Genomic DNA, 24500 nt, shown 5'->3' with positions numbered 1-24500 from the left:
TTAGAACGCGTAAGCGTTCTTTTATTGTTTTATGGGTGTTCTTTTATTCATATAATGCTTTTTATTTAAGAATATTTAAGTTATATTTATGAAAAAGGAAGTGATTTATGCGTAATCAAACAAACCGGCTTTTCTTATATTTAAGTATTTTACTTATTGGCTCTGCTTTTGTTATTGATACCCCGCACGCAATTTTTTCAGGGATGATTCAAATCATTGTTCAGTCAGATATTTTAATTACCGATTATTTCGCAATAGGTGGCGTTGGAGCAGCTCTTTTTAATGCAGGCCTCATTACACTTGTTTCCGTAATAATCATTATGTATTCTGAGACCGAATTTTCGGGTTCGGTTATTGCCTCCATTATGCTTATGTTAAGTTTCGGATTGTTTGGTAAAAACATTGTCAACATTATTCCGATTCTCGTAGGGACATATCTTTATGCCTTGGTTACAAAAGAACCCTACAAAGATATTGTCCATATGTCGCTTTTGGCGACCAGCTTTTCTCCGATTGTAAGCGAATTGATGTTTGTGGTAAACCTCCCCCTCTCACTTCGCTTATTCCTTAGTATTTCTGTAGGTTTATCCATTGGCTTTACCATTAAACCTGTAGCACGTTCGCTCTATAAAGTTCATGATGGCTACAGTCTCGCTAATATTGGTTTTGCTATAGGTATTATGAGTACGCTTTATGTTTCTGTTATGAAGTCCTATGGTTATGTTCCTTATAAACGACTTATCGTAACAACTCAGTACACAATTCCCTGCGCAATTGTGCTCTCAATCCTATTCCTTCTTCTCTTCTATATTGGATGGCTGAGTGATCACAATGCTTTTTCTAAATATCATCAATTATTGCGCGAGACCGGTCATGGCGATAATGACTTTTATAAAAAATATGGTTTAGGTGCTGTTTTAATCAATATGTCTGTTAATGGGTTTCTTGCCTTATTCTTCGTTCTTGTCATTGCAAAGGGTGCGCTAAATGGTCCGACAGTAGGTGGTATTTTGACGATTGTTGGTTTTTCAGGTGCTGGAAAGCACTGGCGTAATATTACACCGATTTTTATCGGTATTTATATTGGTGGCCTCACCAAAAGTTGGTCTTTAGATGAACCAGCAGTCTTATTAGGGGCTTTATTCAGTACAGCACTCGCCCCAATTGCCGGCGATTTCGGTTTTATATGGGGAGTCCTCGCAGGATTTATTAATTCATCGGTAGTCTTGAATTCCGGTTCGCTGCACGCTGGTATGAATCTATATAACACTGGATTCGCAGTCGGTATCGTAGCTGCCGTTATGGTACCAGTTTTACGTCTGTTTATTCCTTTAAAAGAACAAAAATCTAAACGGGTTTCTTAAAACAACCCTATTTATTTGCACAAAAAAGAAGTTGGATACACCAACTTCTTTTTTTACGCTTAATCCGTTCTCATAAGCACGATTGTGATATAATTCTAAAAAGGAGTGAAACATATGAAAAAATTAGAATTAAAAGATTTTTTAGAATTTACTTATTTGGCCTCACTTACTACAAGTCCTGCTAAGAAACACATGGCTTTTATTAAGTCCCGCGCACGCTATGACGAAAACGATTATGTTCATGATTTATATCTTTCTGATGGATCAACACATAAACGCATTTTTGATTTAGGTAATGATTCACGTTATTTTTGGGAAACAGATGATTCCATTCTACTCCCACTTGCACGCTCAGAGTCTGAAAAAAATTCTGTAAAAGCCAAGAAATCCGTCTTTTATCGTTATCATTTAGAATCAGGAGAACTTACACATGCTTATACATTTAAATTCCCAGTAGGTTCGCTCAAATGTATTGATGATAATCATTTATTAATTTCGGGTAATTTAAATGTTGGTGATCATGTCTATCTTGATGGCGATGACGAAGCCCGTTCAAGCTACAATACCCAATTAGAAGCCGATACCTATTTTGAAACCTTTGAAGAAATTCCTTTCTATTCAAACGGTGGTGGTTTTAATCAAGCTAAACGCAGTCAATTATTCATTTACACTATTGATAAAGACGCGTACCACCCACTTTGCGGCAAAGATGAAGACATCTCCCTTTACCATTTTGATAAAGAAGGACAACGCTTAATTTATGCCCGCGAAGTTGCGTCAGGAAAACCAGATTTTTACCAAGATTTGTATCTTTACGATCTTACAAAAGGTGAAGAAACGTTACTTTATAGTAAACACGACTATTCTTTCAGCAAAGCATTTATCCTTAACGATACCGTCTATGCAATGGGAAGTACACTCAAAGAACACGGTATCAATCAAAACAGCGATCTCTATCAAGTTACACATGACGCACTGATTAAAGTCCAAGACTTTGGTCTCAGCGGTTGGGGTTCAGTAGGGAGCGATGTTCGCTATGCCGGTTCTGTAACAGATCGTGTTGTTGACGAAGTATATTACTTTGTGGGAACGTATCGTGATCGCACCGTCCTCTATGCTTTTGATGGTTCTTCCATCGAACGCGCCTTTGATGCACCCGGTAGTCTTGATGGTTGGGTTAAGTATGATGATGCATTTTATGGTATTGGTCTTTACAACAACACCCTTCAAGAACTTTACCGTCTCGATTTAGAACATAATACAGTAACACCAGTTTCCACTTTCAACCAAGCAGCACTCGAAGGAAAATACATCGCAAAACCTGAACATTTCGAATATACAAATGATGGTCAACTTCTTGATGGTTGGGTCTTGTTACCTCAGAATTATGATGCTTCCAAATCCTACCCAGCTATTTTAGATATTCATGGTGGTCCTAAAACAATTTATTCTGATGTCTTTTACCATGAGATGCAAGCTTGGGCAAATCGCGGTTATATCGTTTTCTTCACCAACCCTCGTGGTGGTGATTGCTACGGTCATGAATTTATGGATATCTTTGGTCAATATGGTGGTGTCGATTACGATGATTTAATGACATTCACCGATATTGTCCTCGATCGTTACGCGATTGATCGAAATCGTGTTGGTGTTACCGGTGGTTCTTATGGTGGCTTTATGACAAACTGGATTGTTGGTCATACCGATCGTTTCAAGTGTGCCGCAACCCAACGTTCGATTTCTAACTGGATTTCGTTCTATGGTACGTCAGATATTGGTTTCTACTTTGCAGATGACCAAACGGCTGCTGATCCTCTTAATGATACTGAAAAAATGTGGCAACAATCGCCGCTTAAATATGCTCGCAACGTGAAAACACCGTTACTCTTCATTCACTCTGATGAAGACTATCGCTGTCCGATTGAACAAGCTATGCAGTTCTTCACCTATATTAAAGAAAATGGGGTTGATACACGCTTTGTTTGGTTACGTGGGGAAAACCACGATCTTTCACGTACTGGTAAACCAAAGGCTCGTGTTAAACGTCTTGAGGAAATTACCAACTGGATGGATAAATACTTAAACTAGTGAGGTCTCTGGATGTTTGGAAGTCTAACTCTAAAGAATTTTAGATGTTATAAAGATTTGCGAATTGAATTTAAAAACAAGCGCGGTTCTGTAAAACCGCGCATCTATTTCTACGGTGATAATGCCTCAGGGAAATCATCACTTCTTCTTTCCTTCGCGTTTTTAAGAAAAATGAATAATGGTCTCTATTTAAATTACTTACTTGAAACACGCGATAAACCGAAATACGAGCATCCTGATATAACTGCTTTTGATTTGCGCCAAGAAGTAAAACGTCATTATCGAATTTTTGCACAAGAAAATATGGTTCTTGCTTATGAAATCGTGCTCGATGGCCAGATATTTGTTTATGAAATTGTTTTTGACTCGTACCAAGAAATTGTGAGTGAAAGTTTATTTAAACGTATTAATAATCGTGCAATCATTATTTTTACTGCATCACCAACTGATTTCTCATTTGGAAAAGGGATGATTCTTACCAAAGATATACCAATCATTCAAAATTTATATGATACGTATTATGGTGATCACACTATGTTATCAATTTTGAATTTTATCATTGAACGACAAGCGGTTTACAATATCGCCATTAAATATACGCTACTTGATGTGTGTATGTTTATACGACGCATGCATATCGCTGTTGAACCGTATTATGATCATCAAAAGCACTTTAATTTTTTTTCAGATAGTAATTTGACTCCATTCACAGGAACCCATGAACCGCTTGGTAAGTTGGCCTTTGAAAAAGCAGAACCCATACTTAGCCAAATGCTTACGACGCTTTTCCCCAACGTGGTCGAAGCACGATACAGTTTTAAACATGTTGCCCGAGAATTGTGGGATTATGAACTCAAAGTAGTGAAACGCGGCATTGAGGGTAATTATATTATTCCCTATAGTGATTTCCCATCAGGTCCCTATGATTTTATTAATAAGACCTTTGCTTTGTTTGATGCATTAATGGGAAGTACGTTAATCGGCGATGATTTTGATTTATCACTGCATACGTTTTTGGTTCAACATATTTTGCGCTACTATATGCCTCAACTCGAAGGTCAAACCTTTTTAACACTTGATAAGTTATCAACCATGAATATTGTTGATCCGGCCAGCATTTATATTTGTACCGCTGATGCTGACTTAACATACCGTGTCAATTGTATCGAGGATATCGCGCCTACACAGGCAAACCATAATGTCCGCAACCGTTATGAGCAGGGTGTTTACGGTGAAATCTATCGTCCTCAATTATTAAAGAACGATGCCTACTTTACCGAATTTAAAAAATGGGTTTTAGAATTACAACGCATTATGTACAAAGAAAATCTTTTCTAACAAATACGAGGTGAAATCATGAAAATAGGTTTTATTGGTGTTGGCAATATGGCCAGCGCAATTATTAACGGAATCGAAGACAAAGATTCCATCTACATCAGCGGTCGTACGTATTCATCGACCTGTGAAAAAGCAGACCTTCTCGGAGTTCATGCCTGTACTTCGAATAGTGACTGTGCTCAGGCTGTCGATATTCTCTTTCTTTCCGTAAAACCGGAGATGTTTGAGACCGTTCTCACCGAAATTAAACCAGTACTCGACCAACAGACGCTTGTATCGATTGCCGCAAAGAAAACGATTGCGGATATTGAAGTACTCTCAGGACGGATGCCAATTATTCGAGTTATGCCTAATTTGAATGTCGCAATTCAACGCGGTATTTCCGCGATGTGTCAAAACGATCTAGTTACCGTTCCTGTATTGCGCACAGTTGAGTCTATTTTTGAGAAACTTGGAGGGTTTGTTGCTCTTGAAGAATCGCAATTTAGCGGGTTTATCGGCATTGCAGGAAGTTCCCCTGCCTTTGTTTTTAAATTTATTGATGACCTCGCCAAATCCGTTTTAGATGAAGGTTTTGACTATGATACAGCACTTAAAATTACTTGTGCTGCAGTATCCGGTAGTGCTGATTATTTAAGGGCAAGCGGTGTTCCTGCCGATGTCTTAGTAGATCGTGTCTGCTCTCCGGGAGGAACAACCATCGAAGGTGTTCGTGCTCTGGATGCTCATGGATTTAGTGAAGCAATCCATGCCGCTGCACATGCTACCATTCTAAAAGATAAGCAAGGATAAGAGCCAAACGGCTCTTTTTTTGTTCAATCTTACAATTCAACTTGTAAGCACTTGCCGCATATTGTATCCTTGATTTAGAAAGATTCGAGGTATTCATATGATCATTCAAATTTTAACTTATCTTTTAGTTGCTTTTCTCTTTGGTGGATTAAGCAAAGTGCTTATGAATCAAGAGCACAAACAACAGCACCTTTGGGTGAATATAATAGGATATGGTATTATTGTCAATATTCTTACAGTTCTATTCATTCGCTTTGGCTTAGAAAAACCGCAAGTACTCCTTAGCCATGCCTATACTTGGAAATTTGCCTTAAAATACATCTTAGTAGCCCTGCCTTTTGGTCTATTCTTTATGTTTCTACACGCTTTAATTAACAATACAATTATTTTTATTCCTGGTGATTATGTTCGCACCCCAAAACACCGGATCGGCAATGTTTTAGTTGTGCTTGCAGTGATTATTGGTGCTGCATTTTTCTTTTTTTCTACTTGGTTTACAGCATTCTTCGGTGAATTAACGCCTGAACAATTCATCTTTAATCTAATTTCACCCGTAAAAGGAACCGGTGGAAATGTAATGCAAGAACTGCTAAAACCAATTTTCAAGACAATCTTAGTCGGTATTGTCTTTATCATCGCTTTACTTAACAAACGTGATATCCATATTTTTAAAAAACATCGACGTGATATCGTAACTGCACGACAGTTTCGATATACAGTTGTGATCCTCGGCGTCGTCTTTGCGTTAGGAGGAACCGTCTTTGGTATTCGTCGCTTAAAGCTCAACGAGGTTGCTACGTCTGTGGCGAGCAAATCGCCTTATATCGAGTCTAATTATGTCGAACCAACTGATGATATTCTTCATTTCCCTGAAAAGAAACGCAATCTCATTCATATTTATGTTGAATCCGTAGAAAACTCATACCTTCCTAAAGAACTGGGTGGCTATATGGATACAAACTTAATGCCTGAACTGACAGAACTTGCGAAGGAAGGAATCAGCTTTTCACATAACGATTTATTTGGCGGTCCTTATCAAACATATGGCTCCGGTTGGTCTGTAGCGGCAATGGTTAATATGGGAATGGGTATTCCCTTGAAAGTCCCAGCAGAAGGACAAGATTACGGTAAATCAGGATATTTCTTACCTGGCGCTCGCGCAATTGGCGATATCTTGCATGACCAAGGGTACGAGCAAACAATTATGTTTGGGGCCGATGCAGATTTTGGCGGTCTCACTACCTATTTCTCCTCACATGGTGATTTTAAAATCTTTGATGTGAATTACGCACGTCAAGAAGGGTTAATCCCTCAAGATTATGAAGTATGGTGGGGTTATGAGGATGAGAAGCTCTATGCATTTGCTCAGGAAGAACTTACACGTCTTTCAAAAACAGGTAAACCTTTCAATTTCACGATGGAAACAGCAGACACACACTTCCCTGATGGCTACCTACAAGAAGGGGCTCCAACACCACACGAATCACAATATGCAAATGTGATTCAATTCTCTCAAGCTGAAACCGTTAAGTTTGTACGTTGGATCCAAGCACAACCTTTCTATAAAGATACAACAATTCTTATAACTGGCGACCACTTGAGTATGGATACAAAGTTTTTTGAAAACTTTGATTCAAGTTACCAACGTACAGTCTTTAATTTAATCCTTAATGCTCCTAAAAAAGCTCTTAAAACACAAAATCGTTCGTATGCTCCCGTTGATTTCTTCCCTACTACGCTTTCCGCAATGGGTGTAGAAATTGAAGGTAATCGTCTTGGATTAGGTACAAATCTCTTTTCCGATACCGAAACCTTAATTGAACGAGATGGGCTTAAAGTCTTTAATGATGAACTCTCACGTCGTAGTACATTCTATGATCGTTCATTAATGACCACACTCGATAAATAATACATAAAAGGGTCAGACACGTGTCTGACCCTTTCCCTTTACAATATATTTATATGATGTAAGCTGTTTTAAGCCCATAGGGCCTCTTGCATGAAGTTTTTGAGTACTAATACCAATCTCAGCACCAAAACCAAATTGAGAGCCGTCTGTAAAGCGTGTTGAAGCATTCACATAAACGGTAGATGCATCAATCTCGTGGGTAAAGCGATTGGCTGTTTCGGAATTCATAGTAATAATAGCCTCCGAATGCTTGGTGTTATAGTGATTGATGTGTTGAATAGCTTCATCGATACTCTCAACCACTTTCACAGACATCGCTAAATCTAAATATTCTTTCCCAAAATCTGCTTCGGTTGCGGGAACCATTACATCGACCATCGTACAGGCACTCTCGTCCCCATGATAGACAACTTGAGGCAATCTATCGCATAGAAGTGGTAAGAATTCTGCCGCTATAGCCTCGTGAACAACCAATGATTCCATCGTATTGCACACCCCAAGACGTTGACACTTAGCGTTCTCAATTATCTCCAACGCCATTTCAAAATCCGCATCCTTATCAACATAAATATGACAATTCCCTGCACCGGTTTCAATTACAGGAATCGTGCTGTGTTCAACCACAGTTCGAATAAGTCCTGCACTGCCACGAGGTATCAACACATCAATGTATTCGTGCATTTTCATCAACGCATGAGTTGTTTCGCGTCGAGTATCTTGGATCACTTGAATCACGTTGGGATCAATATTCAAATGTTTTAAACTCATACGAATAATACGTTCTAATTCAATGTTTGAATGGATGGCTTCCTTTCCACCCTTTAAAACAACTGCATTACCGCTTTTAAAACAAAGCCCAAAAGCATCTACGGTTACATTCGGTCTTGACTCATAAATAATACCAATCACCCCTAAAGGAACCGTTATTTTTTCAATGATCAACCCATTCTCTGGGGTAATGACTTCTAAGACTGTTCCAATTGGATCTTCTAAAGTAATTAAGTCATGAAGTCCACTAACCATTGCTTCAATGCGCGGTAAATTTAAAACCAATCGATCTCGAAGTGCACCTGTGATTCCTTGTGCATCTGCTTTTTCCAAGTCTTTTTGATTTGCTTGTAAAATGTGTTCCGCATCGTTCAACAAGTTTTCTCCAATCAATTGTAACGCTTTGTTTTTTGTTTTCGTATCCAGCAAGGCAAGTGAACGCGCTGCCGTTTTTGCATTAATTCCTATTGTTTTCATACATCCTCCTAAAGATAAGCTTCTAAGTCAAACGTCTCCGATTTATTTGCTTTAAAATAAGTACCTACCTTCTCACCATCAAGAATTTGATGTAAAACATTCACATCATTCCCGTTGGCCAAGACCATATCAGCACCAGAACTTGTTACGATTCGACCCGCATCGATTTTGGCACTCATACCACCCGTACCTACAGCTGAAGAACTTGTTTCTTTCCCCATCCGTAAGTGTCGTTCATCAATTTTCTCAACATAATCAATCAATGTTGCAGCTTCATTACGGGAAGGATCGTCCGTATAAAACCCATCAATATCTGAAAGAATAATAAGTAAATCCGCATCAATCATCGCTAGTACAAATGCACTCAGATGATCATTATCCCCAAATTCAATTTCATGTGTTGCGACGGTATCGTTTTCATTAACGATGGGAATAACCCCCATTTCTAATAACTCATGAAATGTATTTTTAGCGTTATCCCGACTCTCTTCTTTAAACATAGTGTGTTTTGTAAGCAGCACTTGGGCAACTACTTGGTTGTACTCTGCAAACAGTCGTTGATAAGTCATCATTAGTTTCGCTTGACCAATTGCCGCAAGGGCTTGTTTTTGTGCCATTTTATCAGGTATTTGAGAAAGGTTTAAAGCTTTTCGACCTACAGCTTGTGCCCCCGAAGATACAAGCACAATTTCTTTCCCTTGGCTTCGTAAGTCTGCAAGAACACGAACAAGTTGTTCCAGCTTACGATAATTTAAATCTCCTGATTCTTTATGGGTCAGCGATGATGACCCCACTTTCACAACAATCCGTTTTTTATCTCTCAAAATTTCTCTATTCATGATATCTGTCCCTCTATTTCTGTATCTATAATACACTATCCTCGAGGTTTTAAAAAGAGATAGCATGACGTCTAATGATTGTAGTTTTTAAGAAATATTGTTATAATGATGGTCCTGGGGATGTCATGGTTTCGACAGGATTTTGTTTGATTCGAATTGCAGTGGAGTTGCTACCTAATAGCTAAAAAAAATTAACTGGAAACAACAGTTTACAATTCGCTGCTTAATTAGCGTTTAACGCTGCAGCCTGATATCGTGCGTTTGGTCTTTGGGCAAGCGATATCAACTCACTCACAAAGAATAAGGGCCATCATTGCTCGGTGTATGCCACGAAAATTTTAGAGCACATCAAAGGAAGGTTTGTCTGGAGCTTGAACTTTGATTATTTAGAAACAGACTAAACTGTAGACATTCGAATGTGGAACACTTCTTGGACGCGAGTTCGACTCTCGCCATCTCCACCAATATAACTTAATCAATCATATGCAGCGTTGCTAGCATGTGATTTTTTTATTTCCGTGCCTCAAATAACATTTCTATTATCCGCAATATTTTGCTAAACAAATCCGTTATAATTGAGATAGAGGTGGGAATATGAAAAAAAAATCGAGACTCATTGTCTTTATTGTCTGTATTGGTGTCTTAATGATGATGGGGTTGCCTAATTATTTTTCACAAGGAAAACTCCAAGCAATTGATGAATCTGAAGTTGGTTCAATCACATATATCAATGATACGATGGAGACAACAACCGAAGATGAAACACATATTTTGGATAGTATCACAGCCCTTAAATCAATCGAAATTAAGGGTAATGCACGCCAAACGAGTCAACCCGAGTTTACTTATCGTATGAATATTCATTTTAATGATCAGTCTGAAATGAAGATTTGGGTTTTAGACGACAAATTAGTTGTTGATCGCAAGGTCTATCGAATTTCATCAGACCAGGCACAACAATTAATTGAACATATTAAGTTGCAATCAAACTAATAGAGAAGGAATCTAATCGATTTCGGATATAACCGATTCATTTTATTACTCATCACATTTAGTTCATTGCTTGCAATTACTTTACAGTTCTAAGTTTTGTTCTTGTTGATTTTTCAGATAAAGAGCATCCTTATGACCCCGGTATCGACCAACTCCTTCACAAATCTTTATTTCGAAATGACGAGACGAATACTCGCAAAAAAAACTGTATTTCCAGATGTTGGAAATACAGTTTTTTTGCTTAATAACCGAATAATTGTACAGCGTATGCATAACCACCTTCAATATATACCGCTGTCGCCGTATAATTGAAGTCGTTCATGATATTACTATAATGACCCGGTGAATTCATCCATAGATTCACTAAATAATCCATATCAATCGGTCCGAATACAATGTTCTCACCATTGATATCACTCGCCATTGACAACACTGATTGTCCGTTAGGACGTGTGTGTTCGAATAATACTGCAATTTCTTTTGCTCTTATTTGTGCCGAACTATAAAGACTGTTTGACCATGCAAGATTCCCAAGACCTTTTGCACGACGATTTGAATTGATTCGATCATATACATCAGTTGCATAACCATCACTGATTGTCCCCTTACTTTCGTAAGTACCGTTCACGATAATCTTGTTAACAGGGTTTTTAATAACTGATGAACTTTTCACGGTCCATTCCGAATCAATCCCATCCACAACTTTCACGCTGTATACAATCTCTTTTTGTCCGTAAACACCCTCTTGTTGAACATAGCTTTCACCTTTGTTCATTGAATTATCTTCGCGATATTCTTCAGAATAAGCAATTGATTCATAATCCTTTGCTTCCCGATATGTTACAGTAGGTGCTTTCGCAGTTGTTGGTTCTTCTTTTTTTACTTCTGTTGCTTTTTTAGGTTCTTCTTTTGCATCTTTGGGAGACGCTTCTTTAGCTTCATTTTTCTTAGAAGTATCCTTTTTGGGTTCTTCTTTTGCTTTGTGGTCCTTTAGAGTTTGCGTCAATTTCTTGTCTGCATCTTTGTCATCAAGTACGGTGAATGGTACTTTAATTTCCTTTTGATCCACGGTAAAGATCATATTCCCATCTTTATCGACTTTAATTTCTTTTGTATCAGAAACTTCAAGTCCGTGTTTTTTTAGAAGTTCTACATCTTTTTCGGTGAGGGTTTTCGATTCAAGAACATCTTGCGTATCTTCTTTTGTTGCACATCCCGCTAATAAAACGAGACAAAGTATTGCGGTTAATAGTTTTTTCATACATATATACTCCATTCCCATCCTATTATACGTTACAAATTTATTGAAATCATCCCACTCCTTTCTCATATATTTCATACTGTTACGCATTTGATGAGCAAAAATCACTGTTTGAATTCGACTTCCTTTATTTTGATATGAGAACACACAGTATTTGTTTCTTAACTTGTTGTATAATAGTATTAAAAGTGAGGTAGTATATGAACTATGATGCAATTATCTACGATCTTGATGGTACGGTCGTAAACACATTTGATATGAATATTTACCCATTAATTAGAATTGTTGAGGAGGAATTGGGCGTGTCTATGACTTTTGACGAACTCGTCCCTCTAACAGCTTATGATGGTTTGGGTGTTTTAAAACAGTTAGGTATTTCTGAGGAAGTCTATCCACGGTGGGTTCAATATGTAAATGAATACCCTGAACCTGCTTCTTTTTTTGAAGGAATAGATACTGTCATTAAGCAACTCGATGGTTGCGTTAAACAAGGAATCGCTTCTTCAAAGAAAAAGAATCAGTATGAGATTGATGTCGTATCAACTGGTATTGATGCATATTTTGAAGGAGTTGTACTATCCGGAGATACCAAACATCATAAACCCCACCCGGAACCACTACTCGTATGTGCGGAAAAACTCAATGTCCTGCCCAATCGTGTTTTGTATATTGGAGATACCCTCTTTGATTACCAAGCTGCTAAGGCAGCAGGGATGGCTTTCGGACTTGCAAGTTGGGGAAATATTTCTACAGACGGTATGGATGATATTGACCATATTCTAAAAAAACCTTCAGATATTGTGTCGGTACTCAACCATGGATGAGTGTTTTAACGCTGCGCAAAAAATTGTAGCGGATGGTCTCGTAAGTGGATTAACCATTGCAATTTACGAAAATGAAAATTGGACACGTGCAACCTTCGGTAAAGTAAGCTACGGTGGCCCTGACCTTATGGAATCACATCGTTTTGATATTGCTTCCCTTACCAAACTCTTTACCACTACACGAATCCTACAACTATGTGAAGAGGGTAAAATAACCCTTGATACTCCGATTCAGGCCATCCTCCCGCATTTCCGCAATGCGAACATGACCATCCGGCATTGTCTCTTACATCGTTCAGGACTTGCACCTAGTGTCACTGGTCGCTATGATATGAATCAAAATGAGATTTATCAGTCAGTTATTACCTGTTTTGATCTTGTACGAAATCCTAACGACTCAATGGTGTATTCTTGTATTAATTTTTTAATCTTAGGTTATGTTATTGAAGCTATTGATCAATCGCTTGATCTAAGCTTTGAACAAGCAATCTTCAAACCCCTTCAAATGAAACATACCAGTTTTAATCCTGAAAATCGTCATATTTGTGTCCCTTCCGAATTCACTGAAAAACACGGACTCATCCAGGGGATAGTTCACGATGAAACAGCACGTAACTGTGGCGGTATCGCAGGCAATGCGGGGCTTTTCGCCACCCGTTCAGACATAGAAAAATTTGCGGAAGCCATGGTAACCCATAATCCTTCCCTCTTACGAACCGAAACCTACCAGCAAATCCAACAAACAGATATCGACTCCCGTTCTTTGGGATGGAATCGTTACGTTTATAAGGATACAAATGCCTGCTTTCATACTGGTTTTACCGGTCCGCTTCTCGTCCTTGATCAAAAGCGCGCACTCATTCTCTTAGCACATCGCGTCCATCCCAGTCGAACCGATACGGGTTATCTTTCTCGACGTGAAGCATTGATGCAAACCTTTTTTGAATAAAAAAAAGAAATAGCACTTATTGTGCTATTTCTTTTCGTATCCCAATTTTAATGAGAATGGTATCCATGATTTTAAAGATTGTCTTTTGGTATTTTGTAACTTCATAAGCAATGAAGATACCGAGTAAAGTTCCTACCAAAACATCTGTAGGGTAATGTACATAGACATAGAGTCTTGAAAATGCCATGATAACCGCTAGCGTAACGTATGCCGGTTTATATTTAATCTTATTAAAATAAAGCGTCATAACAACCGCAAATGAACTCGCTGCATGGCCCGAAGGAAATGATGATCCTCGCGGTGCAGGTACGACTAAATCTACAGGATTTACAAAAAACGGTCTTGGACGCATCACAATCGGCTTAATTACACCACTGACGAGAATTAATTCTACAACAAGTGCAATCAATCCTAATATTGCGACTTTACGCGTTTTTTTCATTACAAATAAAATCAAAAGAATAATGAGCCACAACTCACCATGATCCCCTAAGGTTGTAAAGACGGCAAAAAAGCGATCTAATCCCGGCGTCCTTAACGATTGTATCCAATTTAATATTGATAGTTCCATATTTATCACCTCATTTATCATATCAAATCCTTCTTCATATGTCTTATATGTGACAACAATGTACGAAAAAAACCGCTATTTCTAGCGGTCAAAAATATTTTCGGCATGGTTGATGCTTACTTCACGACCGAGATTGGTTAATTTAATAATCTCTTTATCAATCGTAATATATTTTTTAATTTCTAAATTCTGAATAATTTTCTGTATCTTTGTTTGTGACCAATTGAGGTGTTCATAAATACTCCAGACCCCGGCTTCTTCTGCTTCTGCATCACTTTCTTCGTGATTATAGAGATGGAAGAGAACCGTTAACTCTGCAAATTCACTCTTTTGTTGGTGACGACGAATTTTATTAGAGATAAGCCCTTCTCTTGGTGAGAATAAAAATACCACACCAAAGGAAATTCCTGTCATTAAGGCCATACTTCCGGCTATCGAAACATCAAAGTAATTTGCGAATTGGTAGCCGGTAATTGCATTGAAAATTGCAAATCCTGAACTGATCAAAATTAATTTGACCAAATCATGGGTTAATAGAAACGCCGTGATAGGAGGTCCAATCATAAATGCGATTACTAAAACCGAACCCACTGCATTAAATGCACCCACCGCAGTAACTGAAATTAGTGTCATCAGTGCATAGTGTAACAGAACGGGAGCAAACCCGAGTGTTGCCGCAAGTAGAGGATCAAAACTTGTAAGTTTTAATTCTTTAAAGAAAATAACAACAAAGAGTAGGTCAACAATTAAAATGATTGACATCGTAACCAAACTCTTCGGTAACTGCATACCAAATAACATCATTGTATCAAATGGTGCAAAGGCTATTTCACCGAGTAGTACTGCATCGGTATCCAAATGAACAGAACCCGCATAACGCGTAATTAAAATAATCGCGATACTAAATAATAGTGGGAATACTACACCAATAGACGACTCTTCAGAGAGCAGCCGTGTTCGTTGAAGCATTTCAATAAGATAGACCGTAAGCACCCCCGTTAAAGAGGCTCCCAAAATTAATAAGGGCGAGTTAAAATCATGGGTAATAAAGAACCCAATGACAATTCCTAATAGAATCGTGTGCGTAATTGCGTCGCTCATCATAGCCATTTTTTTAAGAACTAAAAATACCCCAAGTAGGGAACAGGACAATGCAACCACTACAGCAATTAACATAATTTGTGTTGGAATGGATAATGTCATACGTGATCACCTCGATTTTGTTCATATTCTAATTTTGCGACTTTGGTTAACTTAAAGTACATCGAATCATCAACCCGTTCAACCATATGACGTTTTTTTAAATTATTAAAGAGACGTTCAAATGATTTCCCTTCACGATGGTGATCAATAATGCATGCATCCTGCAATTGTTCTTTTGTAAAGTGAGCATCAATGTCGAGCAGTTGGTGTGTTAATAGATTAATAATTGCCATATCCGCCTCAAACGCTTGTTTTGCTCGATGTTGTCGCAGGCCTTTATTAAGAATCCCTCGACCCGGTGCGAATAATAAGCTTAATATAACAATTATGCTTGCGATTACAACGATTGCAGGACCTGTAGGAAATTTATTTATGAGAGAACTTACGATTGTTCCTCCAAGTCCTGAAATTGCGCCAAAAACCGCAGCAAGAATCGTCATACCGGTCAATGAATTGGTCCACTGACGTGCTGCCACTGCAGGGGCAATAATCAATGCAGACATTAAGACCACACCAACCATTTGAATTCCCATAATAATTGCGGCAACAATAAATCCAGATAGCACAATATTTAGAAATTTTGTGGATAATCCAATTGAATGTGCATAAACCGGATCAAACGTGAATACTTTAATCTCTTTCCACAATAAGAGCATTATGATCACAACGATCAAAGTGACACCGATAACAAAATAAACATCACGTTGTAATATCGTTGCAGCTTGACCGAATAGAAAACGTTCTAACCCGGCCTGTTGGGAATCCGGTAATTTTTGAATATGGGTTAATAGTATAAACCCGACTCCAAAGAAGACCGACATAACCAAAGCCATTGCACTCTCAAAATTAATTCGAGTGTTATTCGAGATTGAGTTAATAATAAATGTTGCGAGTAATCCGGCAATCAAAGCTCCTAGGAGGAGAATTTCAGTATTCTTTGTACCTGTCATAATAAATGCCATGGTAATTCCGGCTAAAGCCGAATGAGCAATACTATCTCCTAATAAACTTTGCTTTCGAAGTACTGCAAACGTTCCAGTTACTCCAGTGAGAATCCCTAACGCAATCGATCCGAGTGCAACGATTTGAAATGTATAATTACTGAACAAATCTATAATTGCATTCATCATGATTTAACGATACCTCCTACATCTGTGTGATAGGTAAGTTTAAGATTTTCTTGAGTAAAGGTATCTTGAACAGGACCCCATGCGACAAGTTTAACATTCACAAGCGCAATATTATCAAAGTACCCTTCAATGCTCGTAAGGTCGTGGTGAACAACAATAACTGTTTTTCCCATTGCAGCAAGTTCTTTGAGAAGTGTCATTAGTATTTCTTCCGTCTTCACGTCGACACCCTTAAGTGGCTCATCTAAAATGTATATTTCAGCTTGCTGTGTTAAAGCGCGAGCAAGGAACACACGTTGTTGTTGTCCTCCCGATAATTGACTAATTTGCCGATTACGGTAAGCACTCATCCCAACGCGTTCCAGCATCTCATTTGCGATTTCACGGTCTTCTTTACGTGGTCGTTTTATCCAACCAATATGGCCATAACGCCCCATGAGAACAATATCTTCTACGGTTGCTGGAAAATCCCAGTCAACACTTCCGCTTTGCGGGACATAGGCAATATTTTTGTAGTCCTCATTTTTATTATTTCCATTTATTGTAATTTTGCCTGAAATTGGTTTTAGAAGCCCCATAATGGCTTTAATCATGGTTGATTTTCCGGCACCATTAGGCCCTACGATTGCTGTCAACTTTCCTTTTTCAAACTTGACATCACAATCCCAAAGAACAGGTTTAACGTCATAAGTAACCGTCAAATCTTCAACTTCAATTGCATATTCCTTCTCTGCCATATTCACACTCCCTTTTCTTAATTATTTTAAGTTGTCTACAATTGTATCAACGTTTATTTTATATGTTTCGATATAACTTGTATCTTCTTTTAAGGAGTCCGAATAAATTTCGCCCCCAATCGAAACATCAAAGCCACGATCTTTAACGGCAGCTTGTAATGATTCAATCGTTTTCTTAGGAACACTTGATTCCGTATAAATTGCTTTAATCTTGCGACTTACAATTAAATCTGACACATCATTAATATCTGCAATCCCAGCTTCAGATTGCGTTGAGATCCCCTGGATCGCTTCCACATGCACCCCAAAGTAACGACCGAAGTAGGCAAATGCATCATGAGCTGTTACCAAGACACGTTGTTCTTCAGGTATTTCTGCGATTCTATTTTTAATGTACCCTTCCATGTCGTTCAACTCAGTAATATAGTTGGCTGCATTGGTTTGGTAAAAATCTTTATTTTCAGAATCAAAGTCAGAAAGCTTATTCGCTACATGTTGTGCACTCTTTTTCCATAGATTCACATCGAACCATATATGAGGATCATGTCCTCCTTGTTCTTCATCATTGATGATATCACTTGGTTCAAGCGCATCTTCGAGTTTAATAATATTTTTTCCGGAACCTTCAAGTCCTGATAGAACATCATCAAGCTTCGCTTCTAAGTGTACACCATTAAAGGCTACAATATCTGCTTCTTGAATTGCCTTAACATCACTTGGTTTCGCTTTGTATAAATGGGGATCAACACCCGCCACCATCATTCCATTAACGGCAACTTTGTCGCCCCCAACGATTTCTACTAAATCCTTGATCATTGTTGTTGTCGCAACAACATTAATTTTTCCATCATGATCTGCCGATGGATTATCATTTGGTGTTGATTTACACCCTGTTAGTACCAAGAGTGTAACAAGTAAAACTGCTAATATTTTTTTCATTTTATTCCTCGCTATCTAATATTACGTAGATTTCTTGTGATGCTTTATGACTTACCGGCACATGACGATTGTCAATCAATATATGGTGGGGTCCTTCATACGGATCAACATCCACAACTTCAAACGAAGCACCTAAATTCAATTTCACATGTTCTAAGTATTTTAAGAGTTCTTCGTGGTCACGAACTTTCGCAAGTACGCCTCGTTGTCCTTTTTTTAGCGTGCTTAAGGCAACAGACTGATTTATATCTGCTGTTGTATTGCCATAGATGCGACTGCCATGAGGACAATGTTCAGGATACCCCAAAAATTCATTCAATCGGTCTGCTAGCAATTCCGATGTGCCATGTTCGAGTACCTCCGCATCTTCATGCACTTCTGTCCATGAATAACCGAGATGCTCTACTAAAAACACTTCCCAAAGGCGATGCTTGCGAACAAGCGTTTTTGCTTCAAGTGTTCCTTCTGTGGTCAACGATAGTCCTAATTGTTTATCTTTAATTACGTGATTGGATTCTATCAATTTTCGGACCATCTCGCTTGTTGAAGCAGGTGATACGCCTAGTCGTTCAGCAAGTTCCTTATTGGTTAGCTTTTCTTTTTTCTCATTACATGAGTAAATTGTTTTTATATAATCTTCACGATTCGGTGTCATTGCATACCTCTTTCTAATAATTAGGCTAACCTAATTCATTAGTAGTATACACCTAACTGTTGGGTTATGCAAGCCGTTATCTATGATTTTCGCTTTCACATCCCTTACACCCACTATCGTGATACACTAGAATAAAGGAGGTCTATTTATGGACTATATATGGCACGGTCATTCATGTTTTGAACTGATTTTTGAAAATGGGTATCGTATCATCATCGACCCTTTTATTACAGGGAATCCCTTATGTCCTACGGATGTACAAGCGATACAAGTCGATGCCATTCTACTCACCCATGCACACGATGACCATATTGGCGATACCGAAATCATCGCCACCCAAAATCAAGCGCAAATTATCGCTATAGTCGAAGTCGCAGATTTTTTTACAGATCGCGGATATGACTGTATTGGCATGAATCTCGGTGGTACTCATAACTTTTCCTTTGGGTCTGTTAAAATGATTCCAGCACTTCATTCATCATCCTATGAAGGAAAAACAATGGGAGTTGCCGCAGGCTATCTTATTGATGATGGCATCACACGGTTTTATCATGCAGGGGATACTGTGCTATTTAGCGATATGGCCCTTGTTGGGAGTGTTGATATTGCCTGTCTTCCTATTGGTGATCATTTTACGATGGGAATTCAAGACGCCACTCTGGCAACAACCATCATCACATCTCAATGTTTTATTCCGATGCACTACAATACGTTTCCACTTATCAAACAAGATCCGGAATTATTTAAAAAAGAATGTTATCCACAATCAGTATTTATTCCTAAGATGGGTCAACAATATCAAGTTAAAGCCACTTAAACTGACATTTGACCTTTGTTTTATTGTATAACGAATGTTTTCGTAATTTCAGTGTTGTTTAGTAAACATAGTGGCGTATAATATAATTAAAGGAGTGATAATTATGTTACAGGAAAGAATTAACCGCGTTATCAATAATCATCAAATGAGCTGCGAACACCGCAGTCATTGTCTCTATATACTTAAAGGATTTAATGTTGTTCTCGATCGTTTTACGGTTCCGGTGGATAATCTCGATATAAATCGGATTGAAGAACAGAAAAATTTTTACTTGAAATATGAAGAAGCCATGACTTTGGGTGATGGCATCATTCAACGTTTAAAAGATAATGATTATGATATTTGGATTGTTGATTTTAATTTGTTTAAAGATGGTTACTTATCGAAACGAGTGCTGACAGATTACACCGATTCCAAGCCTCTCAATGATTTATTTCTCGTAAATTATCCTGAACTCACATGGGTTAAAGCACATAAAGTCATTGCGATATTTAATACCGATAATCCGCTGCAAGGCATCTCAGATCATGATATTGATAATGAAGAACGGCTTAACCTTTTTAAATCTATGAAATAAAAAAAACTTAGTATCGAGAGCAAACTCATGGAGTTGTTCTTATACTAAGTTTTTTTATTGGGAAACAAACTTCTGTTACCCACTCATTGGGGTCTTCAGTCTCATTAGGTCCAACCAGATAGATATTAAACATGGGACCATCGAAGGTATAATGATTATTCTGTACCCACTGTAGGATTGCCTCATTAACCGCTCCTACTTGTTCATAACTTCCTTTTAGGATTGTTGATGCAACCACTTGTGCTTGCGTTGTTTTAAATCTTATCCAATCGGTGTTCTGACCCATTTTATTTACACTCATTTGCACTTCTACATCAACGTCTTGATCACAGTATTCTTCATCATGAAAGATTGCACGGGCATTGCAAGGATTCGCATAATCCAAGGTTTGATCACCCAGTTCTACCATCATTTGTGACCATAACATGCTTTCATCTTCATACGTCGGAATTGTATTTCTTAAACTCACAACTGTTTGTGAAGGATACTCTTTTCGAATAATTTGATAAACGAGCGGATGATCTCTGTTTAACTGTTTGATCATTGTATCGATAAGTTGCTGTTGTTCACGTGCTTTTTCTAATTTCTCGGTAATGACACAATCCTGAACGTTTAGGTACTCGAGTAAGAGACTGGTATCTTCATCATGGTCCAAAATAGTTTTTATTGTATCCAAATTTAAATCAATCTGTTTCAATGCAACGATTCGATTTGCACGCTCCAATTGCCATTCTTCATAAAACCGATAACCATTTTGTTCATCAATCATCACCGGCTTCAAAAGACCGATTTCATCATAATGACGTAAGACACGAATACTTAATCGTGATAACTTTGAAAAATCGCCAATTTTAATCATGTTTTCACCTCTTTAAAGACTCTTATGTTCATTATAACGGATGAGAGGGTAGACATGCTCCCCTTTTATTTAAATGATGCAGGAACTTGAGACCAATCTTGTAATAATGTTAAGTTTGCCTCCGTGATCGCATCCATTTCTCGCGCAACCCGTATTAATGTTGAATAGTTCGATAACGTATGGAGTGGTATATTTATTTCTTCAAAAGCCTTTTTTGCTTGCTTGAGTTCATACGTGAATACTGCATAAACACTTAGGACTTCAATTTCAGCTTTTTTTAGTACCTCACATACTTGAAGACAACTCCCTCCCGTTGAAATTAAATCTTCAATCACAATCACACGGGACCCTTTAGGGATCATGCCCTCAATTTGGTTTCCTTTACCGTGGTCTTTGGGCTTGGGGCGTACATATGCCATCGGTTTGTCCAGGAGATCAGCGACCCAGCATGCTTGGGGAATTCCAGCTGTCGCCGTTCCTACAATATAATCAACCTCTGGATATTTTTGCGAAATTGCTTGCGCAAACGATTCAGCAATATGTTTACGGACGTGTGGATAACTCATTGTAATACGATTATCACAATATATAGGGCTTCGAAGTCCACTGGCCCAAGTATAGAGATTATCCGGGCTTAAGGTGACTGCTTTAACCTCCAAGAGGTCTCGTGCAATACGTTCTGCTGTTATCATTATGCTTCCTCCCATTCTTTGACGATTTCTTTATATGCTGCTACAGGATCTTTTGCTTGTGTAATCGGTCTTCCCACGACGATGTAGCTTGAACCATTTTTCTTTGCTTGCGCCGGAGTTGTAACACGTTTTTGATCCCCATTGTCTGATTTATTTGGACGAATTCCAGGGGTTACCGTTAAAAACGCTTTTCCACATGTCTTTTGTATCGTTTGAACTTCTAAGGGAGAACAAACAACACCATCTAGCCCTGCATTTTGGGTTAATTCAGCATAGTGTAGAACCGAATCATTCAACGTTGCATGAACCAATTGCTCGTGTTGCATTTGTGCTTCAGAAGTTGATGTAAGTTGGGTAACGGCAATCAAAATTCCTGTATCGCCAAATCCTTTACGTGCAGCTTCCATCATTTCCATGCCTCCGGCCGCATGAACATTTGTCATATCAACACCCATCGTTTTTAAACGACGCATGGTACGTTCGACAGTATTCGGTATATCATGAAGTTTTAAATCCAAAAATATTTTATGACCACGTTTCTTAATTTCACTAATAATTGTAGGTCCACTTTGGTAATAGAGTTCCATACCCACCTTCACAAATAATGATGTATCTTCATATAAATCAAGAAATGCCAAAGCCTCTTGAGGACTTTCAAAGTCTAAAGCAATAATTACATTTTCCATGATAATCTCCTTCTCGTTATGATTTTGTTTCTAGTAAAACGCAATCGTTTCCATCCGTTTCAATCGTTTGTACGGATATTCGTTCCTTACGTGAACTGGGAATATTTTTACCTATAAAATCTGCACTAATCGGCAGCTCGCGATGGCCTCGGTCAATGAGGATGGCGAGAGAAATTGTAGCAGGACGACCTAAATCGATAATAGCATCCATTGCTGATCGAACACTTCGACCCGTATATAAAACATCATCAACAAGTACTATGTTTTTGTTTTCTAGAATATCCGAATGAGTAACTTTCTTTTTCGATATAACATCATCTCGATATTGATGGATATTTAAACTGATACAAGGTATTGGACCTTCGATTGCTTCCAACTTTGACGCAATGCGTTGCGCAAGATCAATCCCTCGTGTTTCAATTCCCACGATGACAAGATTTTCTACACCTTGATACCGTTCAAGAATTTCATATGCAATCCGATTTATTGCACGTTGTATCTCTAACCCATTCATAACGATTTTCACCATAATTTCCCTCCATTCATAGAAAAGAGCCCCTTCTCGCGCACGAAAAGAGGCTCATCATATGATAAGTGTTTAATACTCTCTCCTTGCTTGCCTCTCTGGACAATTTTAAAGGTTCTTATTTCATTCTTATCATATGCGTTTCTGTTTTATCTGTCAACCACTTAACAAAACATCCTTTGGACCACTGTAGTTGTGATAGAATTAATTTAAGGAGGTGTTATCATGCTTGGAACACTTTTAAAAAATGAACGCCAACACCAGTATATGAGTCAAACTGCTCTAGCGGAAGGAATTTGTTCCGTTTCTTATCTTTCTAAAATTGAATCAAATCAAGTATCACCTAGCGATGAAATTTTAATATTACTTTTTGATTGTCTTGGAATTGATTTAATCCATGATCCTATTCTTTTGGAACGGTTCAATACGCTATCTCTAGATTTTTGGAATCGTATAATTAATTTTGAATCCCCTGTCGCTAATGATGAATTACAAGCACTCGCGCAATCTTGTTTCTACTCCAAAGCTACGATTAATGCTCATTTAGTCTTGTATTATATCAATCGTGAAAATCACTATATTGATGATCTTCAAGCTTTCATTGATATCATGACAACAGACCAACGCTTAGCATACGTCTTAGCCCGGGTGGAAACATTTACGACCCTTGAACAGATTGAATTTCTAAACCAATATAAACGGATTGATCACTACGGCTTGATTCACCATCAACTTGGGGTTGCCTATTATCGCTATGGCTCCTACTATAGTGCAATTGATAATCTTAATTCTGCCTATCAAATATACGCGGATACTGGGAATGTTAAGGGGATGTATCAAAGTTCTATGATGCTTGGTTCTTCCTACGCAAATTTAACCTACACCAGTCCTGATCAAATGAAGATGATGCTTCGATACTACAACCGTGCCTTACGTCTTACCCGATATTTGGATGATTCTACCGCCGTCATCTCAGTCAATTATAATATCGGTGCTACCTACCTTCTTGTCGGTATGTATGAAGCAGCACAAAGTTACCTTGTGCAGGCATATAATGATTCAAAAGATCTCTCCATACCAGAAAAAGAAATTCACAATCTCATCCTTCAAAAACTAGCAATGCTTTATATTTTTCAAAACAATCTTGAAGCAGCATCTAGGATTCATAACGAAATGGAAAGAAATTCAGATTGTTTGTCTGAAGCAGTATATCAATTGATTACCTTTATGATTGAAGAACCTAACTATCTGCATCATCATCAATATGGTTTCCACTTGGAAACTTGTAAGACAATCGCGGAAAAGGATGCCCATCATGGATACGTATTGATGTATGTGAAATTCCTTATTCAATACTATAGCGCTAATCGACTCTATAAAAAGGCGCTTATTCTAACCGAAAAATACAATATTTCCTAATAAATGCTCTTAATGGCTGTAATTACCCCTTATTAGTGCATATTTTCCCAATACAGACCTCTTACATCACCTTAAGAAAAGGCGTTT

The 24500-nt window shown here is 38.1% G+C and carries 24 protein-coding genes and 1 other RNA gene; 12 read left to right on the top strand and 13 right to left on the bottom strand.

What is annotated here, in order from left to right; translation table 11 throughout:
• Nucleotides 1-107 precede the first annotated feature (107 nt).
• The 5 genes from B096_RS0109280 (at nt 108) to B096_RS0109260 (ending at nt 7491) form a co-directional block, all read left to right on the top strand.
• On the top strand, nt 108-1364 hold the full coding sequence (locus tag B096_RS0109280) for a DUF1576 domain-containing protein (protein ID WP_018580460.1): 1257 nt from the start codon (nt 108-110) through the stop codon (nt 1362-1364).
• Between the two features lie 114 nt (nt 1365-1478).
• Nucleotides 1479-3452, top strand: coding sequence for an alpha/beta hydrolase family protein (locus tag B096_RS0109275; protein ID WP_018580459.1), 1974 nt, complete (start codon nt 1479-1481; stop codon nt 3450-3452).
• A 12-nt stretch (nt 3453-3464) separates the two neighbouring features.
• A complete protein-coding gene (locus tag B096_RS0109270) occupies nt 3465-4790 on the top strand; it encodes an AAA family ATPase (protein ID WP_018580458.1) in 1326 nt (441 codons plus the stop codon).
• 18 nt (nt 4791-4808) lie between these two features.
• A complete protein-coding gene (proC, locus tag B096_RS0109265) occupies nt 4809-5582 on the top strand; it encodes a pyrroline-5-carboxylate reductase (RefSeq protein WP_018580457.1) in 774 nt (257 codons plus the stop codon).
• Nucleotides 5583-5679: 97 nt separating this feature from the next.
• Nucleotides 5680-7491, top strand: coding sequence for a sulfatase-like hydrolase/transferase (locus B096_RS0109260; protein ID WP_018580456.1), 1812 nt, complete (start codon nt 5680-5682; stop codon nt 7489-7491).
• Nucleotides 7492-7503: 12 nt separating this feature from the next.
• On the opposite strand, the gene B096_RS0109255 is transcribed toward B096_RS0109260, so the two are convergent.
• Both B096_RS0109255 and proB read right to left on the bottom strand, forming a co-directional pair.
• Entirely contained in the window at nt 7504-8736 is a 1233-nt protein-coding gene (locus B096_RS0109255; RefSeq protein WP_018580455.1) for a glutamate-5-semialdehyde dehydrogenase, read from the bottom strand.
• A gap of 8 nt (nt 8737-8744) precedes the next feature.
• Nucleotides 8745-9575 carry a glutamate 5-kinase gene (gene proB / locus B096_RS0109250; RefSeq protein WP_018580454.1) on the bottom strand — a complete coding sequence of 277 codons (831 nt, stop codon included), beginning with the start codon at nt 9573-9575 and terminating at the stop codon, nt 8745-8747.
• 116 nt (nt 9576-9691) lie between these two features.
• Here proB and ssrA point away from each other — a divergent pair.
• Nucleotides 9692-10039: a transfer-messenger RNA gene (gene ssrA / locus B096_RS09875) on the top strand.
• Nucleotides 10040-10169: 130 nt separating this feature from the next.
• Nucleotides 10170-10568 carry a hypothetical protein gene (locus tag B096_RS0109245; protein WP_018580453.1) on the top strand — a complete coding sequence of 133 codons (399 nt, stop codon included), beginning with the start codon at nt 10170-10172 and terminating at the stop codon, nt 10566-10568.
• 241 nt (nt 10569-10809) lie between these two features.
• On the opposite strand, the gene B096_RS0109240 is transcribed toward B096_RS0109245, so the two are convergent.
• Entirely contained in the window at nt 10810-11829 is a 1020-nt protein-coding gene (locus tag B096_RS0109240; RefSeq protein WP_018580452.1) for a G5 domain-containing protein, read from the bottom strand.
• Between the two features lie 200 nt (nt 11830-12029).
• Here B096_RS0109240 and B096_RS0109235 point away from each other — a divergent pair, with 200 nt between their 5' ends.
• Together B096_RS0109235 and B096_RS0109230 are read left to right on the top strand one after the other, a co-directional pair.
• Entirely contained in the window at nt 12030-12653 is a 624-nt protein-coding gene (locus B096_RS0109235; protein WP_018580451.1) for an HAD family hydrolase, read from the top strand.
• Nucleotides 12646-13602: a serine hydrolase domain-containing protein gene (locus tag B096_RS0109230; RefSeq protein ID WP_018580450.1), complete on the top strand. Its 957-nt coding sequence runs from the start codon at nt 12646-12648 to the stop codon at nt 13600-13602. Before B096_RS0109235 ends, B096_RS0109230 begins: the two co-directional genes overlap by 8 nt.
• Before the next feature lie 16 nt (nt 13603-13618).
• Here the strand turns inward: B096_RS0109230 and B096_RS0109225 are convergent, their stop codons facing one another.
• The 6 genes from B096_RS0109225 to B096_RS0109200 all read right to left on the bottom strand — a co-directional run bounded on the left by B096_RS0109225 (nt 13619) and on the right by B096_RS0109200 (nt 18837).
• The gene (locus tag B096_RS0109225; RefSeq protein ID WP_018580449.1) at nt 13619-14173 is read right to left on the bottom strand and encodes a phosphatase PAP2 family protein; all 555 of its coding nucleotides are present in this window, start codon (nt 14171-14173) and stop codon (nt 13619-13621) included.
• Nucleotides 14174-14254: 81 nt separating this feature from the next.
• On the bottom strand, nt 14255-15376 hold the full coding sequence (locus B096_RS0109220) for a metal ABC transporter permease (RefSeq protein WP_018580448.1): 1122 nt from the start codon (nt 15374-15376) through the stop codon (nt 14255-14257).
• Complete coding sequence (locus B096_RS0109215) at nt 15373-16506, bottom strand: metal ABC transporter permease (RefSeq protein ID WP_018580447.1); 1134 nt, start codon at nt 16504-16506, stop codon at nt 15373-15375. Before B096_RS0109215 ends, B096_RS0109220 begins: the two co-directional genes overlap by 4 nt.
• A complete protein-coding gene (locus B096_RS0109210) occupies nt 16503-17243 on the bottom strand; it encodes a metal ABC transporter ATP-binding protein (RefSeq protein ID WP_018580446.1) in 741 nt (246 codons plus the stop codon). The genes B096_RS0109215 and B096_RS0109210 overlap by 4 nt, the downstream gene beginning before the upstream one ends.
• Before the next feature lie 21 nt (nt 17244-17264).
• A complete protein-coding gene (locus B096_RS0109205; RefSeq protein WP_018580445.1) occupies nt 17265-18182 on the bottom strand; it encodes a metal ABC transporter solute-binding protein, Zn/Mn family in 918 nt (305 codons plus the stop codon).
• 1 nt (nt 18183) lies between these two features.
• Entirely contained in the window at nt 18184-18837 is a 654-nt protein-coding gene (locus B096_RS0109200) for a metal-dependent transcriptional regulator (RefSeq protein WP_018580444.1), read from the bottom strand.
• Nucleotides 18838-18985: 148 nt separating this feature from the next.
• Here B096_RS0109200 and B096_RS0109195 point away from each other — a divergent pair, with 148 nt between their 5' ends.
• On the top strand, nt 18986-19654 hold the full coding sequence (locus tag B096_RS0109195; protein ID WP_018580443.1) for a metal-dependent hydrolase: 669 nt from the start codon (nt 18986-18988) through the stop codon (nt 19652-19654).
• Between the two features lie 103 nt (nt 19655-19757).
• Nucleotides 19758-20231: a hypothetical protein gene (locus B096_RS0109190; protein WP_018580442.1), complete on the top strand. Its 474-nt coding sequence runs from the start codon at nt 19758-19760 to the stop codon at nt 20229-20231.
• 25 nt (nt 20232-20256) lie between these two features.
• On the opposite strand, the gene B096_RS0109185 is transcribed toward B096_RS0109190, so the two are convergent.
• From B096_RS0109185 to pyrR, 4 genes are all read right to left on the bottom strand, one after another.
• Entirely contained in the window at nt 20257-21090 is an 834-nt protein-coding gene (locus B096_RS0109185; protein ID WP_018580441.1) for a MerR family transcriptional regulator, read from the bottom strand.
• A 65-nt stretch (nt 21091-21155) separates the two neighbouring features.
• Nucleotides 21156-21782, bottom strand: a complete 627-nt coding sequence (gene pyrE / locus B096_RS0109180) for an orotate phosphoribosyltransferase (protein WP_018580440.1) — start codon at nt 21780-21782, stop codon at nt 21156-21158.
• Complete coding sequence (gene pyrF, locus B096_RS0109175; protein ID WP_018580439.1) at nt 21782-22468, bottom strand: orotidine-5'-phosphate decarboxylase; 687 nt, start codon at nt 22466-22468, stop codon at nt 21782-21784. The genes pyrE and pyrF overlap by 1 nt, the downstream gene beginning before the upstream one ends.
• A 16-nt stretch (nt 22469-22484) precedes the next feature.
• Nucleotides 22485-22997, bottom strand: coding sequence for a bifunctional pyr operon transcriptional regulator/uracil phosphoribosyltransferase PyrR (gene pyrR / locus B096_RS0109170; protein ID WP_018580438.1), 513 nt, complete (start codon nt 22995-22997; stop codon nt 22485-22487).
• A 222-nt stretch (nt 22998-23219) separates the two neighbouring features.
• Between pyrR and B096_RS0109165 the strand changes: the two genes are divergently transcribed.
• A complete protein-coding gene (locus tag B096_RS0109165; RefSeq protein ID WP_018580437.1) occupies nt 23220-24413 on the top strand; it encodes a helix-turn-helix domain-containing protein in 1194 nt (397 codons plus the stop codon).
• Nucleotides 24414-24500 lie beyond the last annotated feature (87 nt).

The organism is Erysipelothrix tonsillarum DSM 14972 (assembly GCF_000373785.1).
In the GTDB taxonomy this organism is placed as follows: domain Bacteria; phylum Bacillota_I; class Bacilli_A; order Erysipelotrichales; family Erysipelotrichaceae; genus Erysipelothrix; species Erysipelothrix tonsillarum.
Note: the sequence above shows the minus strand (reverse complement) of the source record. Positions and strands in the feature narration are given on the sequence as shown.

Coding starts and splice junctions, on each gene's coding strand:
- B096_RS0109225 (WP_018580449.1), bottom strand. CDS start 14,173: ATGGAACTATCAATATTAAATTGGATACAATCGTTAAGGACGCCGGGA.
- B096_RS0109240 (WP_018580452.1), bottom strand. CDS start 11,829: ATGAAAAAACTATTAACCGCAATACTTTGTCTCGTTTTATTAGCGGGA.
- pyrR (WP_018580438.1), bottom strand. CDS start 22,997: ATGGTGAAAATCGTTATGAATGGGTTAGAGATACAACGTGCAATAAAT.
- B096_RS0109200 (WP_018580444.1), bottom strand. CDS start 18,837: ATGACACCGAATCGTGAAGATTATATAAAAACAATTTACTCATGTAAT.
- B096_RS0109275 (WP_018580459.1), top strand. CDS start 1,479: ATGAAAAAATTAGAATTAAAAGATTTTTTAGAATTTACTTATTTGGCC.
- B096_RS0109195 (WP_018580443.1), top strand. CDS start 18,986: ATGGACTATATATGGCACGGTCATTCATGTTTTGAACTGATTTTTGAA.
- B096_RS0109270 (WP_018580458.1), top strand. CDS start 3,465: ATGTTTGGAAGTCTAACTCTAAAGAATTTTAGATGTTATAAAGATTTG.
- B096_RS0109190 (WP_018580442.1), top strand. CDS start 19,758: ATGTTACAGGAAAGAATTAACCGCGTTATCAATAATCATCAAATGAGC.
- B096_RS0109215 (WP_018580447.1), bottom strand. CDS start 16,506: ATGATGAATGCAATTATAGATTTGTTCAGTAATTATACATTTCAAATC.
- proC (WP_018580457.1), top strand. CDS start 4,809: ATGAAAATAGGTTTTATTGGTGTTGGCAATATGGCCAGCGCAATTATT.
- B096_RS0109245 (WP_018580453.1), top strand. CDS start 10,170: ATGAAAAAAAAATCGAGACTCATTGTCTTTATTGTCTGTATTGGTGTC.
- B096_RS0109210 (WP_018580446.1), bottom strand. CDS start 17,243: ATGGCAGAGAAGGAATATGCAATTGAAGTTGAAGATTTGACGGTTACT.
- proB (WP_018580454.1), bottom strand. CDS start 9,575: ATGAATAGAGAAATTTTGAGAGATAAAAAACGGATTGTTGTGAAAGTG.
- B096_RS0109165 (WP_018580437.1), top strand. CDS start 23,220: ATGCTTGGAACACTTTTAAAAAATGAACGCCAACACCAGTATATGAGT.
- B096_RS0109280 (WP_018580460.1), top strand. CDS start 108: ATGCGTAATCAAACAAACCGGCTTTTCTTATATTTAAGTATTTTACTT.
- B096_RS0109260 (WP_018580456.1), top strand. CDS start 5,680: ATGATCATTCAAATTTTAACTTATCTTTTAGTTGCTTTTCTCTTTGGT.
- pyrF (WP_018580439.1), bottom strand. CDS start 22,468: ATGGAAAATGTAATTATTGCTTTAGACTTTGAAAGTCCTCAAGAGGCT.
- B096_RS0109255 (WP_018580455.1), bottom strand. CDS start 8,736: ATGAAAACAATAGGAATTAATGCAAAAACGGCAGCGCGTTCACTTGCC.
- B096_RS0109230 (WP_018580450.1), top strand. CDS start 12,646: ATGGATGAGTGTTTTAACGCTGCGCAAAAAATTGTAGCGGATGGTCTC.
- B096_RS0109235 (WP_018580451.1), top strand. CDS start 12,030: ATGAACTATGATGCAATTATCTACGATCTTGATGGTACGGTCGTAAAC.
- B096_RS0109220 (WP_018580448.1), bottom strand. CDS start 15,376: ATGACATTATCCATTCCAACACAAATTATGTTAATTGCTGTAGTGGTT.
- B096_RS0109205 (WP_018580445.1), bottom strand. CDS start 18,182: ATGAAAAAAATATTAGCAGTTTTACTTGTTACACTCTTGGTACTAACA.
- B096_RS0109185 (WP_018580441.1), bottom strand. CDS start 21,090: ATGATTAAAATTGGCGATTTTTCAAAGTTATCACGATTAAGTATTCGT.
- pyrE (WP_018580440.1), bottom strand. CDS start 21,782: ATGATAACAGCAGAACGTATTGCACGAGACCTCTTGGAGGTTAAAGCA.